General features: G+C 33.4%; 12 protein-coding genes. 9 read left to right on the top strand and 3 right to left on the bottom strand.

From position 1 onward, the window contains the following. Together mreD and AC4BBX_RS08400 are read left to right on the top strand one after the other, a co-directional pair. Nucleotides 1–510 carry a rod shape-determining protein MreD gene (gene mreD, locus AC4BBX_RS08405; protein ID WP_490455790.1) on the top strand — a complete coding sequence of 170 codons (510 nt, stop codon included), beginning with the start codon at nt 1–3 and terminating at the stop codon, nt 508–510. Between the two features lie 157 nt (nt 511–667). Further along, nucleotides 668–2011 (top strand): C40 family peptidase, encoded by a 1344-nt coding sequence (locus tag AC4BBX_RS08400; protein WP_490453429.1) that lies wholly within the window; start codon nt 668–670, stop codon nt 2009–2011. 53 nt (nt 2012–2064) lie between these two features. Here the strand turns inward: AC4BBX_RS08400 and AC4BBX_RS08395 are convergent, their stop codons facing one another. Next, the gene (locus AC4BBX_RS08395; protein WP_490453428.1) at nt 2065–2745 is read right to left on the bottom strand and encodes a prepilin peptidase; all 681 of its coding nucleotides are present in this window, start codon (nt 2743–2745) and stop codon (nt 2065–2067) included. A 191-nt stretch (nt 2746–2936) separates the two neighbouring features. Between AC4BBX_RS08395 and AC4BBX_RS08390 the strand changes: the two genes are divergently transcribed. The 5 genes from AC4BBX_RS08390 to AC4BBX_RS08370 all read left to right on the top strand — a co-directional run bounded on the left by AC4BBX_RS08390 (nt 2937) and on the right by AC4BBX_RS08370 (nt 6653). Beyond that, complete coding sequence (locus tag AC4BBX_RS08390; protein WP_490453427.1) at nt 2937–3638, top strand: DUF5105 domain-containing protein; 702 nt, start codon at nt 2937–2939, stop codon at nt 3636–3638. A gap of 96 nt (nt 3639–3734) precedes the next feature. Then, nucleotides 3735–4220: a Dps family protein gene (locus AC4BBX_RS08385; RefSeq protein WP_490453426.1), complete on the top strand. Its 486-nt coding sequence runs from the start codon at nt 3735–3737 to the stop codon at nt 4218–4220. Nucleotides 4221–4398: 178 nt separating this feature from the next. Continuing rightward, nucleotides 4399–4845: a 50S ribosomal protein L13 gene (gene rplM, locus AC4BBX_RS08380; RefSeq protein WP_490455789.1), complete on the top strand. Its 447-nt coding sequence runs from the start codon at nt 4399–4401 to the stop codon at nt 4843–4845. 15 nt (nt 4846–4860) lie between these two features. Then, nucleotides 4861–5253: a 30S ribosomal protein S9 gene (gene rpsI / locus AC4BBX_RS08375; RefSeq protein ID WP_490453425.1), complete on the top strand. Its 393-nt coding sequence runs from the start codon at nt 4861–4863 to the stop codon at nt 5251–5253. A gap of 176 nt (nt 5254–5429) precedes the next feature. Further along, nucleotides 5430–6653 carry an MspI family type II restriction endonuclease gene (locus tag AC4BBX_RS08370; RefSeq protein WP_490453424.1) on the top strand — a complete coding sequence of 408 codons (1224 nt, stop codon included), beginning with the start codon at nt 5430–5432 and terminating at the stop codon, nt 6651–6653. Between the two features lie 110 nt (nt 6654–6763). Here AC4BBX_RS08370 and AC4BBX_RS08365 read toward each other — a convergent pair whose 3' ends face one another. Both AC4BBX_RS08365 and AC4BBX_RS08360 read right to left on the bottom strand, forming a co-directional pair. Beyond that, nucleotides 6764–7996 (bottom strand): DNA cytosine methyltransferase, encoded by a 1233-nt coding sequence (locus tag AC4BBX_RS08365; protein WP_490453423.1) that lies wholly within the window; start codon nt 7994–7996, stop codon nt 6764–6766. A gap of 622 nt (nt 7997–8618) precedes the next feature. Then, nucleotides 8619–9884 carry a DNA cytosine methyltransferase gene (locus AC4BBX_RS08360; RefSeq protein WP_490453422.1) on the bottom strand — a complete coding sequence of 422 codons (1266 nt, stop codon included), beginning with the start codon at nt 9882–9884 and terminating at the stop codon, nt 8619–8621. 130 nt (nt 9885–10014) lie between these two features. Here AC4BBX_RS08360 and AC4BBX_RS08355 point away from each other — a divergent pair, with 130 nt between their 5' ends. Then, on the top strand, nt 10015–12444 hold the full coding sequence (locus AC4BBX_RS08355) for a hypothetical protein (RefSeq protein WP_490453421.1): 2430 nt from the start codon (nt 10015–10017) through the stop codon (nt 12442–12444). Further along, nucleotides 12425–15886, top strand: coding sequence for a helicase-related protein (locus AC4BBX_RS08350; protein ID WP_490453420.1), 3462 nt, complete (start codon nt 12425–12427; stop codon nt 15884–15886). Before AC4BBX_RS08355 ends, AC4BBX_RS08350 begins: the two co-directional genes overlap by 20 nt. Nucleotides 15887–15893: the final 7 nt, after the last annotated feature.

Below are 15893 nucleotides of genomic sequence, written 5' to 3'. Positions count from 1 at the left end.
ATGAGAAACCAACAACTGTACAAAATTTTAACCGCTACGTCATGTTTTTTGTTGATGTTAATTGATGCACATTCTACGAGAATATTTACAGACTGGAGTCAAGGAGACTATATCTGGAGTGTTCACTTTTTGTTATTGTTATTGCTATTTAGTGCCGCTTCTATGCCCAAAAATTTTATGGTTATTTTATCATTAGTTTTGGGGAGTATCTTTGATTTATACTATATCGGTGTTTTAGGTATCTATGCAGTCACTTTACCTCTCGTTGTTTGGATGATGTATCTGCTCTACGACACGCTTTATCGCAATTTTTTTACTTATTTTTTCGGGATGATTATTCTGATAACTGGTTTTGAAATTGTCACGTTAGGGATTCAATATTTCTTTCAATTAACCGGTGTTCAATTCGTATTTTTCATTACTCGATTTTTAGCACCGACTTTATTTATTAATATTGTTCTCTTTTTCATTTTATATTACCCATTAAAGAAGTTATTTCCTCGTGAATAACTTCTTTTTTTTGCTTAAATGAAATATATTTGTAACAATTCCTTTATTTTAATGTCATATGATTATGTTACAATTCGATTGTTAACGATAAGAGTTTAAACTTTTTTAAACAATCTTATGTTTCTATTAAATAAAAAACCTGTCGGAGGAAAACAAAGTGAAGAAACGTGTACTTACAGCATTATTAACATGTTCATTAACAATCACTGCTCTAGCAGCTCCAAGTGTGGTCCTTGCAGATGACTTTGATCAACAAATTGAACAAACAAATAAAGAAATTACTGAATTACAAAACCAACAAGCTAGTCTTCAAACACAAATCAACGAGTTAGAAGGCCAAATTGCTGATATTAATCGTCAAGCGGCTGAATTAGTTGAAAAACAAGAAGAATTATTAGCTGACACAAAAAGATTAGAGCAAGAAATCAAGGATTTAGAAGCACGTATCGAAAAACGTGAAGAAGCAATCCGCAACCAAGCACGTGACGTACAAAAAAATGGTGGCGATGCAAACCTTGTAGAAGCTGTATTAAATGCAGAATCTATTTCTGATGCGATTAATCGTGTTTCTGCTATGACAACTATTGTTAATGCAAATAACGAATTAGTTGCTCAACAAAAAGCAGACCAACAAGCAGTAGTAGACAAAACTGCTGAAAACCAAGAAAAATTAGAAGAGATCATGGTAAACCAAGGTGTTCTTGAACAACAAAAAGGTTCTATCCTAGGTAGCCAAGCTGAATTAGATTACTTGAAAGCGGACTTAGCTTTACAACAATCAACAAAAGAAGGCGAAAAAGCTAACTTAGAAGAACGTAAAGCAGCCGCAGAAGCTGAAAGAGCTCGTATTGCTGAAGAAGAACGCAAAGCAGAAGAAGCTCGTTTAGAAGCTTTAGCAGCAGCGGAAGCACAAGCTACACAAGAAAGAAGCCAAGTAGCATCAGCAACTACTAACAATAATAATGCTACAAGCGGAAGTGGAAGTTCACAAGGTTCATCAAATAGTTCTTCAACTCCAACAACAAATACAAATAATAATAATAGTAGTAATAATACTCCAACAGAGAGTCCTGCAAGTGAGCCGAGCACTCCAAGTACTCCGACAGTAACAGCACCACCTGTAGCAACTACTCCACCAGCACCGTCTGGTAATGGTTCATCAGTTGTAGCTGAAGCTTACAAATATTTAGGTGTTCCATATGTATGGGGCGGAAAAAACCCAAGTGGTTTTGACTGTTCTGGATTTACTAGCTATGTATATCGTCAAGCAACTGGCCGCGAAATTGGCGGATGGACAGTTCCTCAAGAATCAGCTGGAACAGTTATTTCAGTATCTGAAGCACAAGCTGGAGATTTATTATTCTGGGGTGGTCGCGGAGCAACAACTCACGTAGCAATCTCATTAGGTGGCGGACAATACATCCACTCACCTCAACCAGGACAAAGCGTAACAGTATCATCTGTTGCTTACTGGGCTCCAAGTTTTGCTGTACGTATGTAATTTCAAATTTTAAATAATCAAAAGCAGAGACAATCACGTCTCTGCTTTTTTGTTTAGAAAAACAATACGACTAAACCTATACTCAGAAAAGGAACAAATGGCAGACGTTCTAGCGGTTTTTTATTCCATAAATAGTAGATGCCAAAAACACAGAGCGCCAAACTACTAGCAATAAGTAGTAATAAGCCTAATTGCTGTAGCGATAACCAAGGAACCCAAAAAGCGAGTAGAATCAAATCACCTAATCCTAATACCTCTTTACGATAAAAAGAAAACCATAGAATCAAACCGAGTAGAAGTGCACAGGACCAGATGTAAAAGGGCTCCTGATAATAAAACATTGCTCCCCACATCAGAAATTGAGAGGGATATAAAATTTTTGGTTCTACGATGCCATAAAACCAGTCAGTCAAAGAAAGCAAAAATGCACTAGTTAACCAAATAAAACTCAATAGCTGCCCTTTTTCTGTAGTTTGTAAGAAAATCAACACCATTAATCCGCCATAAATGATTTCAGCCAACCAAATAGTTATCGAGATTTTCTTGCGACAGCGACGACAACGAAATCGTAGAAAAAGACAAGAGAGAACCGGAATTATTTCCCAAAAACGTAGTTGCTTGTGGCAGTGATCACATTCGGAACGAGCATAAACAAATGAGCGATTTACAGGAACACGTTGGGCAACGACACACAAGAAAGAACCTATAAAACTACCAATTATAAAATTTACCATAATATTTTCCTCCTTTTCATAGTATAGTTACGCAAAAAAGCGTCAAACTAGACAATCTTTCTTTTTTTCTGAATAATGGAAGCGTGCCACAAAAATATCACATAAAGATGTAAGTTAATAAAGAATGTAAATGCGATATTTTTTGTGGAAGGATGTCAGTTCCGCTTAAAAAGAAATAAGGAGAAATCTATATGAAAAAATTATGGTTCATACCCATGCTATTTGTTGTAGCATTATTTGCTGCAGGTTGTAATCAAGGGATACCCGCTGAAGAAGCCGCTCCGTTGTTTATTAATCGTCTAGTCTATCAAGAAGAGATTGAAACTTTTGAAGAAAATTTTGCTAATGGTACAGAGTTAGGTGAAATTTTCCAACAGCAACAAGAATTATTTCAAGAGCATTTTGTTACAGGAATCATTGGAGTAAATGAAGAAATTGAGGAAGAACAAGCCGATGAAATTTATCGATTGTTGATGCAACGCTTGGATGATACAACTTATGAGGTGAAACAAGTAAGTGAAACAGATCAAATCGCTAATATTGTTTATGAAATTCAAGGAATATCGATTGAAGATCTAGTCCAAACAACTACTTCTGAGTTATTGGTTGCCATTGACGCAGACAATCAACTCGTAAAAGAGGAGACGCGGCTGGTGGAAACGACCATCGCCATCTTAAAAGAACAAATCCCTACCACACCGATTAAAGAAGAGCCCACAACCGTTTCTTTACAAATGAAACAAGAAAAAGGTCAATGGCGTTTATTGAGCGGACAAGAAGATGCCATTGGTGCTATCTATTTAAGTTTTATTGCCGGTGTTTCAAGTCAAGAGCAATTGGAGGAAGATTTACAAACCGCTGTTGCAGAAATAAATAGTCAATCGGAAGAATAAAAATATGAGAAACTTTCTCAAATAACAGTTATTAGTGTACATTTTTTCCCTTTCGTACTATGCTAAATATATAGAAAAATGAAGGAGGAAACAGTAATGAAATACGAAAAAACAAAAGAAATTTTAAATCAATTGGTCGCTGACTTAAGCCAATTCTCAGTGGTGATTCACCAAACACACTGGTACATGAGAGGTCCTGAATTCTTGACTTTACACCCATTAATGGACGAATTTATGGATGAAGTGAACGAACAATTAGACGTGGTTTCTGAGCGTTTGATTACTTTAGATGGTGCTCCTTATTCTACTTTACAAGAATTTGCTGACCATACTGGAATTAAAGATGAGATTGGTACTTATGACCGTACGATTCCAGAACGTATGGAAAAACTGGTAGAAGGTTACCGTTATTTAGCTGACTTATACCAAGAAGGAATCGAAGTTGCTTCTGAAGAAGGCGATGCAAGCACTGAAGACATCTTCACTGGTTTTAATACCGATGTTGAGAAAAAAATCTGGATGATTCAAGCAAAATTAGGTTTTGCACCAAATATCGATCCAGCACATGAAAAAGTAAACTAAATTTTAAGCCAAAAAAGCAAGCTTTTCAGAAAGCTTGCTTTTTTTTCATTTTCTCAGTAGAAAAACGTTGACATTAAGCGACATACCAAGTATTATATTAAATGGTATTGTTTGCCCCACAAGAGCCCCGGAAACTCAAGTGTATGTCAAACATTCGAACATGAAATTGGAGGAAAAAATCTTGCGTACAACATATATGGCCAAAGCTGGCGAAGTAGAACGTAAATGGTACGTAGTAGATGCAACTGATGTTCCTTTAGGACGTCTTTCAGCAGTTGTAGCATCTGTACTACGTGGTAAAAATAAACCAACATTCACACCTCATGTGGATACAGGCGATTTTGTAATTGTAATCAATGCAGAAAAAATTAAATTAACTGGTAAAAAAGCGACTGATAAAGTATACTACCGTCACTCAATGCACCCAGGCGGATTAAAATCTGTTACTGCTGGTGAACTACGTGCTAAAAATTCTCGTCGTTTAATCGAAACTTCTGTTAAAGGTATGTTACCTAAAAACACTTTAGGTCGTGCTCAAGGCATGAAATTGCATGTATATGCTGAGGGAACTCATCCACATGCAGCTCAACAACCAGAAGTTTTAGATATCACTAACTTAATCTAATAGGAGGGAATTTCATTGGCACAAGCTCAATATATCGGCACAGGCCGTCGTAAAAATGCAGTTGCTCGTGTACGTTTAGTACCAGGAACTGGTCAAGTTACTGTAAATAAAAAAGATGTTACTGAATATATTCCACACGCTGACTTGCGTGAAGTAATCAATCAACCTTTCGGCGTTACTGAAACAAAAGGCGCTTACGATGTATTCGTAAACGTTAATGGTGGTGGATACGCTGGACAATCTGGCGCAATCCGTCATGGTATCGCTCGCGCTTTACTAGAAGTAGATCCTGATTTCCGTTTAGCTCTTAAACGTGCAGGCTTACTTACTCGTGATGCACGTATGGTTGAACGTAAAAAACCAGGTCTTAAGAAAGCTCGTAAAGCTTCACAATTCTCAAAACGTTAATAGATTTTATATATATCAACGTTTCAAGGCACTTTCCAATCTTTGGAGAGTGTCTTTTTTTGTTTTAGAACACAAAAATATACTGAAGAGGTAAAGAAATAAATTTAATCGTATGTTAAAATAAAATTCAAGTACATTTTTATAATTTTCCAGTAACATAGAATATACACGGAGAAATGAGTGATTCAAGCATGTCTTTTACAATTAGTGAGGATAATCAGAATAAATCAGTGTCAGGAGTTAATGCAAAGACATTAGTAACTGAAATGATTGAAGAGATTATGACTATTCCTCAAATCAATATAACTGTTATTGAGAATGAAAAAGTAGGTTATCCAGGACATATACCAATGTTTTATATGGATAAAGAAATCATCTTTAATGATTTTGACTCTGAAAGATGGCTGATAAAAACAACTAGCTCGATTAGAAGTGATAGAGTTATGGGCAATGAGTGGTTTGCTCAAAATATTCAATTACTTGATAATACTGTAGGAAGAATTTATCTAACTATTCCAGATTCAATTGATGAAAAAGAGTTAAAATCTGCAAGAAATTACTCGGATAGAACACAGGATCCAAAAGTGACTTCTTTTTTGACGGATGTAGTTACTGTCTATGAACTAAAATGGTTAATTATAGAATATGCACTGCAAAACTATTCTGTTCATGTTCGTTCTAATATACTGGGGCTATTAGCAGAAAATGATACAGTTCAAGCTTTAAATAATAAAAAAAATTGCTTATTGTGGAATGACTATACAGCAAATAAAGCATCAAATAAGACTCAATCATTTAGACGCTTTAAAATTATAATGGAAAAAATCGGGCTAAAAATGAATGTGGATCGAGTGGAAGAAGTAAAAGCTGAAAGGTATAATACCAAGTTAAAAAATGCCGGTAGTCCAAAAACCGATGTAACATTTACTGTAAAAACTCTAGATGAGGAACAAAAACATAACATCACGATAAAAAATACAAATAAAAAAGAAGTTACTATTCATGAGGGGCAAATGTCAGATGTTATCGAGGCGCTTCAAATTGATAAAGAACTTGCAAATGCTTTATTATTATTTGAGAGTGTCGGGAGTGTTAAGAAGCTAAGGGAGATAAATATAAATTCACTTTATATTATTGAAAGAGAACTTCCAAATTATAGTAGAGAATTAGTAAAGTTTTTCTTTTTTGGAGAAAAAAGTCCACTAATAACCGAAGAAGATCAAATAGCTGATATGATATTGTACAATCAAAAATTTGAAGTCCAGCTTATAGATGAATTTGTGGATTATTATCTCAACAAATATCAAGGACGAGGTCAATTAAATACTCCGTTTAAATGGACATATCCAAGTGGTAATAGAGGAAAAAAAATTCAAATCAAAGGGTTCACTAATAATTAAATTTATCATTATTCTAAAAGAAAACTCAAACAAAGAGTGTGTATTTATTAGAATACATATACTTTGTTTGAGTTTTTTAATGAATATACATTATTTTAAGGATGGACCAGTTATAGAACTAATGAAGCGTATGCCTTATTTCTTTTTTGTGAGGACATTGCCAGGTAAAGTTCTTCTTTCATTGCATCAGCAACTGCCTTTATCATGGGCACAGCCACAGAATTACCGAATTGTCGATACATTTGTGTCCGAGAAACAGGGATAATAAATTCGTCTGGGAAACCCATTAATCTTTTAACTTCTAGCTCACTAAATAGTCTTAATCCAGTAGATCCATCTTTCACAAAAGTACCAGTCAATCTTTGTATTTTATGGTAGCTAGCTACTAATGTATTGACTTGAATCGTACTATTAAAATCTACAATTTGAGGTTTGCCATCATCTTTCTTAAAAAGATAACTTTCTTGTAGATGTTCGGAAATAGAATATCCCTTAGGATTGTGTTCTAGTATTGAATTAATAGGTGTAATTAATTCTGAGTTTCCGTGAGGGAATGCAAAACTATCAATTTGTAAATCTGGGTGAAAACCGACTATAACAATACGTTCTCTTCTTTGAGGTAAGCCAAAATCTTGTGCATTCAAAACCTTGTGAAACACTGAATATCCTAGTTCCTCAAGATTGGATAGTATAATGCGAAATGTATTTCCATTATCATTTGTCAGTAATCCTTTTACGTTTTCAAGTAAAAACATTTTTGGCTGTTTTCTTTTTAAAATTCTTAATACATCAAAAAACAATGTTCCTTGTGTTTCGTGAGCGAATCCTTGTCTTTTCCCAATTTGACTGAATGGTTGGCAGGGGAAACCGGCCAATAAGACATCATGATTAGGAATATCATCTTCATTTATTTTTGTAATATCCCCAAATGGAACTTCGCCAAAATTAGCTTCGTAAGTTTGAGCAGCGTATTTATCCCATTCAGAACTAAATACAGCGCGAGTATGGTCGTCCTCGAATCCCTGTCTGATGCCCCCGATTCCCGCAAAAAGGTCAATAAATGTCAAATTATGGCTGTAATCATTGGAACGGGCAAATTTTTTTCTATTTGTTTTCTCTTCTTTAGATGTCGAATCTATTATCTCTTGAGTATTATTCTCCATAGTATCCATTCCTATTTCTATGAGTTTTACACATTTTTGACTAAAGCTATTACAATCATCAAAATGTATATCCTCAATTTTTTTTAGTAAGTCATTTGCGATATACACGTTTTTATTAATCTTTTTTTTTGATTGTGGAGAAATTTTTCTACCTGCACCGTCTCGAAAGCCACCACGCATTATGAACATCTCCTTAAAAGTTATAATACGGAAAGTATAATATAAAAAAATTGATTTTTCAATTTGTTTTTTCAAATTTACCCGTACATCAATTAGAACATATGTTTGTTTTTTAAGCAAGAGATTTACATTATAAAAACTAGTAAAGTGACAGTAGAAATATCACATATGAATTTAGTTAGAAGTAAAAATTGAATCATTCTAACTGATATAAATAGAACAATAAAATTTAGAAGGGAAAATATTTTTGGAGAGATTAGCCGACATATACCACCAAGGCCGATTTAAATTTAATAATATCATTTACATGCGTCATATACTTTTGTTGAATAGTCTATCGACTACTTAAAGGACAAAATCTAAAAAATATATTGTTAGTGCCATTTATTAAAGATGTAGTGAAATTAAGGATTTTTTAATTAGTCGCTGGAAGAATAAAGTTGTATTCTGATAATAAACTAAGTGTTCCAGTGTGAATTGAGAGAAAGGTTGCTATATAAGTGTTTAAACATCTGTTTAAAATAGGAACATCTCCACTTAGGATGCTTATTTAGAGCGGGACCTTGTATGGAGATGTTCCTAATTATTTTAACGGAAACTCAAGGTAAAACTTTGTGTTCTATTAATCCTTTTTAAGTTTACCATATAGATTTTCACGAATAGCTTTGCTGACTACTTCGGAAAAGTAAGGAGGAACTGCATTCCCGATTTGTTTAAAAGCTGCAGTTCTAGAATCTTCAAAGTAGAAATCATCAGGAAATGTCTGTATTCGTGCAGCTTCCCTAACTGTTATTGAGCGATTTTGTTTAACATCTGGATGAATATAATAATGTCCATCTTTAGCTATATGTGCAACAACTGTATGGCTGAAGCCTGTACCATTTATAGCCTTAAACCTATCCAAAAATATATCGGTTTTTTTATGCGTAATAAGATGAGTAGGTAAATCGGAATACTTAACATTTTTATTCTTTTTCTTTTCTTCAGCGACGATTCTATAGATAGCTAAATCATTCTCTTTATTTGGGCGGCAAATATTTTGTGTTAAAGGTACGTTACCTTTACGAAGATTTTTTTTGACAAACCTATCAGCAGGCGTATTAGAATACTCATTGTTTATTTGTCCCGCATTTATTAAAGGTAAATCTTGAAATAGTTGATTAACTATCGGAGGAGTTTCCTTGTACTTCTCAATCCAGTTGAAGAAATCTTCATTTTTCTTTTTTTTCTTTTGACCGAAAATAAAAAGCCTTTCACGTGTTTGAGGAACACCATAGTCGGAGCAATTGATCATCTTTTTTTCAATCTTATAGTGGTCAATTCCATTGATATTAGAAAATTCATTGATAATTTTATCCAAAAGTTTTTGCCCATCTAGATCTTTAAAAGACAATAGACCTTTTACATTTTCAAAAATAAAAAAATCTGGGTCGTAACGTTCTAAAAACTTAATATAATACTTATATAAATAGATGCGCTCATCTTGTTCTTTGATTTTTTTATTTTGAGAACGACCAATAGTAGAATAAGCTTGACAAGGGGGTCCACCAATAACCCCATTAATTTTTTTAGAACCCTTATTAACATCTATGATAGAAAAAATATTTTCAATTGTATCTTCTCCGATACCAATATTGATAATCTTGGATACCACCTGTTCAGGAATCTTTGAAAAAAAGATGTCAGAGGAAATTTTTCCAGTTATATAATCATAATACAGGTTAAGATTATTTTTTTCTTTTAGATAATAAAATGCGTCTCTTAACTTAAGTGTCTTGCTGGCAGAGGAATCTATTTCTACGTGGGCAATTAAATTGAAAAAATTTGTATCTCGAAAACCTTCTGTTAGACCGCCAGCACCAGAAAATAAATCAATTATATTTAACATACTTACACCTCGAGTGTATTATACCAGGTTTGGAATGAATAGGCTACTGTAAGAATCATTAAAGATCATATTAGTCAAGTAACTTAAGGTGTTGTATAATTTAAGATAAATCTAGGTAGGGGTGCTAGTTATGGAATTAGTAAAAAAATTAGTTTTTCTAAATAGTCCGTTTGGTTATATTTCTAACAATGTAAAAAAAATTATTTCTGATTTTTTTGCTTTAAATGATATTGAGAACCAATCCTACAATTATCAGTATTTAAATGGCAACTATTATAAGAATCTAGCTTATGCTATTTGTATGTGGATTGTTGCTGAGAATGTTACTAGTAATGTGAAGTTGAATTTGGATAGTCTGGAAATAGATCAGGAAATTCAATTTCAGAATCAGATCTATAGGTACAAAGGAAAGGATAGTTACACTGAAAAATATAGGATTGAAACTGTACATGAGAAACATACATATGAGCTTATCTTAGCTCGTGAAAAATTAGAGAATGAAGCAAGTATAATTAAAAGAGCAAAAAAACGAAAAATTCCATCTGCACGACAAGATTTTGCTAATTTTTTGAAAATTAAGAAGGTTAGTTGGGCAAGTGACAAGGCAATTATAATATTGATGGAAAGAAAGTATATAGATGAGCTTTTATTAGCAAATGTTAGCATTGGAAGTGGTAAATATACATTTGATCAAGTATGTAGCAGTAATTATTTAAAAAATGATATGGAATTTGGTTCACTGCCTAAAATGAATAGTGTAGAAGAACCTATGGTGTTATTTTCTTCTAGCCCGCAAGCTGTTGTTGATTATTTAGAAGATAATGACGGAGTTGTGAAAGAACAAACAGTGTTTGTTCTTGGAGATAAATGGTTTAAAAAAAGTCAAATGTCTAACTTGAATAATTTAGAAGATGTGTGTCGTGAGTATCAAATTCCGCTAAGAATTTATTCAAGTATTCCGATGGTTATGAAGTGGGAAGCATTAGATTTTATTAGTTCTCTTGAAGGTGAATATTTTTGGCTTGAACCCTTAATAGCAGAAAATTATCAATTTAGTTATCATTTTGTTGAAAATAACCATGATTTCGAAAAAGCTATTAATCGGTTAAACGAAATATTAGCAGAAATTAAATTAGAGCCATATTTAAAATACTTAGATAAAATGTTGAAGATATTTTTGAAAATGAATTATAGCTTGACAACAGGAAAATCTAAAACATTAGAAAATCAGTTGATAAATATACTGGAATATCTTGAAAAAAAAGATATTTCAGATCTTGATGAGTTGCCAGAGATTTTAATTGATATTTATGAAAATCGATTTGGATACCAAGTTAAGAAAAAAATTGAACAAGTTAGACATAAAAATTTAAAATGTGCAATAATCGTTATGAATCAAATGGTATCAGAAATTTCTGAACTATATCGAAATGAAAAACAATTGACTGTGATTTCCTATAAAGCCGTAATTACAGAAGACTTATATGATCAATTTGATCAAATAATACTATTATCGCCATATGCATCTGATAGAAAAAAATGGCTTTCTAGTTATTGTTGTAAGCAAGTTGAGATTATTATTCCTAGACTACAGGAAAAATATTTACCATTTTCTTTAAATAGAGAAAAGAAGATATTGGAAAAATTATATGAAATTGATTTTTTTAGACAGGACGTAGAATCATCAGCATACCTACATTCAATTAATAAGTACCTGTCTCAAAGAAAACTAAAGGTTATCCCAGAAGTTAATTTTGAAGAATATGATGCTTTGGACATTATAGAAAAGGATGATATAAATCAAAGTACATCTACGGCTGAAATCTATCATGGAGATTATGATAATACTGTTGGAGATGTTTCGTTACAGATAAATTTGCAATCGGGAAATACCATAATGACTACAAACTATGGAAAATTATTTATACTAGAAAAAAATGGGGAAATTAAAAGAATTACCTCTTCGGAAATTAGGATCAATCAAGAAGTACTAGAAATTTTTATACCTTACTCGGATGAATTTTATCGTCAAAGATTGAAAAAAATTGATGAAGTCAACCGAGAAATGAATCGTTATAATGATATAGATATATTTGAATATTATGATTATGTATGGAAGCGTGAATTTATAACATTTATAAATGAAAACAATTTGAACACAAAACAGTTGAAAATTAAACTTGAAAAGTTAGGGTTTCAAGAAAAATCACTTCATTTTTATAAAAGATGGTCTTCTTTTGAAACTATTCAAATAGTTCCGCAAAACCGAGAATTTATAAAATTTATTGGTTTGATGATTAGTAATGTTGATATCGCTAATAATTATGAGCAGTATGCTATTGCTAGTGAAAATGTAAAGCGAAGATTAACAGGGACTAGAGATCGTTTTATCATGAGTATTGATGGAAAACATCTAGAGGATGTAATTTTAGAGCCGACTGTTACAGGATATGTAACAGATAAAGTTACTCAAATTAATCAAGTTTCTTTGAAAGCAATTCCTAGAAACTTTACAAATAGAATCATTGGGAGGGATACAGTTGAGTATTCAGGAAGATAAAGGAAAACAAAAAGCAGTACGAGATAAATATATCGAAGCAATCAGTGCATTATTATTAGGACCTGGTTCTGAGAAAATCAATGCAAATTTCTCTGAAGAGATTATCTCAGAGAAGCCTCAATCACGTTATGCAACTGGAATTTTATATCCTTTTAAAGATGATATCGGTGAACATGAGTTAGAAGATGCTGTCTTAGATACCCAAGATGGATTTGATAAAGAAGACTCGATTGAAATCGATAACAGTTTTTTACCTTCATCTATTGGAATCTCTTTTTATTGCAAAGCTAAGATTAAAGAATTGAATCTCTCTGTAACCACTGCGCGCTATGACCCCCTTAAAAATCCTTATGTTGAAACAACAACAAAAAATTTAGAGACGTTGCAGTATTATTTACTTGAATCAAAAGTAGAAAAGGTTGACCAACTTTTTGAAATAGACTCAGAGGGGAAAAGAATTCGTTTAAAAAGCTATAACGAAGAGACTGATAGGATAGTTAATGATCTATCTAAGGAAATGTATAAGAGTGAAAATTTAGATGTGGATGCCAAATTTTTGGTCAATAAAATTAAAAATATCACTTATGGCAAAAAAAATTGCTTTCAACGTAAACCACTTGAAAGTAGCGTACTACTTGAATTGCGTGAAGGAGTGAGAACTCAAGAAATTAAATTTGATGAAGAATATTCAGTTCAATTATTTTCAAAAATAAAAGAGTTGAAAGTGGCAAATGAAATTGTAGCAGCTATTACTCTTGTAGTGAAGAATATTTCAAAAAATCACTTTTTTCAAACAGAGATAAAAATACCTTCTCAAGTAGGAATCACTTTTGTTGCATCCGAGGACATTAAAATTCCTGATTTAGCTCGGCTGGACCCAGAAGATGCAATGAATTTATTTTTATATCGTCAGAAAAAAACTTACGCCCATGGTCGAGGGGTATCTGCTGTTTGGAAAGAAGTGAATGGAAATGTAAGCGAGATTAAGACGAGTTATCTACCTAGTTATGAACTGTTGCCAATATCATTTGAGATTCCTGAACTGACTGCGGATATTTTAAGGGCGGATAGTTATATTGATATGGAAAAAGAAGTTCAAATAAGTAAATTAAATTCTTTCGTTGTGGCCTATGATAATTGGATTCGAAAATTGGAGGAATCTGTTTTTAATTTAATCCCAGAATTTCAAAAATATGCTCTGGAAAACATAAAAAAATGCCAAGAATGCAGTTTACGTATGAAGAAAACCATAAAATTTCTTGAAGAAAATGATAAAGCTTTTGAAGCCTTTAATCTTGCCAACAAAGCAATGTTACTTCAAAGGATTGATGACGCTAAGCAAAAAGTATCTTGTTTTGAGACATCCGATTTTCAAAATGTTGCTTTTAATTGGAGACCATTCCAGTTAGCCTTTGTATTGCATTCTTTGGAATCTATTCTAAATGAAAACAGTGATGATCGAGAGATTCTAGATTTGATCTGGGTCAGTACCGGCGGTGGGAAAACCGAGGCCTATTTATTCGCGATTGCGGCGGTAATCATCTACCGAAGAATGAATTACAGTAATTCAGATGGTGTAAGTGTAATAATGCGCTATACTTTGAGACTTTTGACGGCCCAACAGTTTGAGAGAGCTTCGCAGCTAATTTGCTCACTGGAATTCATCAGAAGACGTGTGAGTGGCTTGGGTGATACCGAGATAACGATAGGACTGTGGATTGGTGAAGGAACGCAAAATTATTTGAAGGCGGCTAAGGCGGATTTTGAAGATATGGTAAGCGCACGTACTATTGAAGAGGCAAAAAGAAAAAATACATTCCAAGTTTTGAAATGTCCTTGGTGTAAAGAAGAACATAGTATCATTCCAAGTGAAGAAAATCGTAAGGTTCCAAGACAATGGGGTTACTCACCGATTAAAAAGTCTAAATCTAATTATAATATGAAATGTAACAACAGAAACTGTGAATTTTCAAAAGGTCTTCCAGTTTATGTTGTCGATGAAAGTATCTACGATGTCCGTCCGACTTTGCTTTTTGGAACTGTTGATAAATTTGCGCAAGTACCTCTGAAAGAAGAAACACAACACCTGTTTGGTTCAGATGATTTAACTAAGTACCGCCGTCCTGAATTGATTATTCAAGATGAATTGCATTTAATTTCGGGACCTCTGGGGAGCATTGTTGGACTATATGAAGCAGGATTTGATTATATTTTCAAAAGCGGAGAAGGCACAGTATCTCCAAAATATATTGCTTCAACGGCTACAATTAGAAATGCAGAGGAGCAAGTTAAGTCAATTTTTGGAAGAAAAGTATTTCAATTTCCACCTAATGGTATCGAAGTCGCAGATAACTTTTTCGTAAAAGAAAATGCTACTGAACCAGGCAGAGCTTATCTGGGTATCATGTCTACAGGAAAGTCACAAGTTACAACTGAAATTAGATTAGTATCCGCTATGTTGCAAGTTATTACAGAGCTTGGTCTAGAACCTGACGAGGAAGAATTATTCTGGACTGTTACTGGGTATTTCAACAGTATTAGGGAATTAGGAAAAGCATCAGGCTTGATTCGAGACGATATAAAAGAATACATTAATCAGCTGAATCGTAGAAATAATACGAAGAAACGTAAGATTTGGGACAATACGAGTGTAGAGCTTACTTCGAGAAAGTCAGGAGTTGAAATTCCAGAAATTCTAAAAAAATTGGAAGTTAAACACACTGCAAATGAAAAAGAGAAAAAAATATATCCTATTGATACTCTTATTGCAACCAATATGCTTTCAGTCGGAGTAGATATCAGTAGACTCAATGCCATGTTCGTAGTGGGGCAGCCTAAGCTGACTTCTGAATACATCCAAGCTACAAGTCGTGTAGGTCGTAGTTCACTCGGTTTAGTGTGCACATTATATAATTCTTCCCGGAGCAGAGATAGATCGCATTATGAAACATTTCAATCTTATCATCAGAGTCTCTACCGGTTTGTTGAAGCGAGCAGTGTCACACCATTTTCTGTTCCTGCATTGAAGAAGGCTGTTGCAGGAGTAATTGTTGCAATGTTACGCAATAGTGTTGAAGAACTTTCCGGCGATAAAACACCTATAAACATTTTGAATGATGAAAGCCATCTCGATGGTATTATTGAATATTTGATGGAGCGGGTCGGGGATAGTGAAGATAAATATAAATTATATAGTGAAGATGCTGAAATAATTATGAAGGAATTTGCAAATTCTTGGCTGGAATTGGCAGAAGACGCTGAATTATCAGAAGGAGCAGAGAACGAAACAAGGTACTATTTGTATAGAACGAAAACTCAAGAATTTTTTGGTAAATTACTTCTCAAATCATTTGATGATCGAAGCCATCATGAAGAAGCTACAAGAGTTATGGGTACGATGAGAAGTGTTGAAGATACCGCATATATGCGAATAATTGACTGATTGAGGT

This window comes from Enterococcus sp. AMC1157 (assembly GCF_058216555.1).
This window is presented reverse-complemented; position numbering and strand designations above follow the sequence as displayed.

Excerpts from the sequence above, each read along its gene's own strand:
- AC4BBX_RS08390 (WP_490453427.1), top strand. The coding sequence starts at position 2,937 with ATGAAAAAATTATGGTTCATACCCATGCTATTTGTTGTAGCATTATTT.
- AC4BBX_RS08360 (WP_490453422.1), bottom strand. The coding sequence starts at position 9,884 with ATGTTAAATATAATTGATTTATTTTCTGGTGCTGGCGGTCTAACAGAA.
- AC4BBX_RS08365 (WP_490453423.1), bottom strand. The coding sequence starts at position 7,996 with ATGCGTGGTGGCTTTCGAGACGGTGCAGGTAGAAAAATTTCTCCACAA.
- AC4BBX_RS08355 (WP_490453421.1), top strand. The coding sequence starts at position 10,015 with ATGGAATTAGTAAAAAAATTAGTTTTTCTAAATAGTCCGTTTGGTTAT.
- mreD (WP_490455790.1), top strand. The coding sequence starts at position 1 with ATGAGAAACCAACAACTGTACAAAATTTTAACCGCTACGTCATGTTTT.
- AC4BBX_RS08395 (WP_490453428.1), bottom strand. The coding sequence starts at position 2,745 with ATGGTAAATTTTATAATTGGTAGTTTTATAGGTTCTTTCTTGTGTGTC.
- AC4BBX_RS08370 (WP_490453424.1), top strand. The coding sequence starts at position 5,430 with ATGAGTGATTCAAGCATGTCTTTTACAATTAGTGAGGATAATCAGAAT.
- AC4BBX_RS08385 (WP_490453426.1), top strand. The coding sequence starts at position 3,735 with ATGAAATACGAAAAAACAAAAGAAATTTTAAATCAATTGGTCGCTGAC.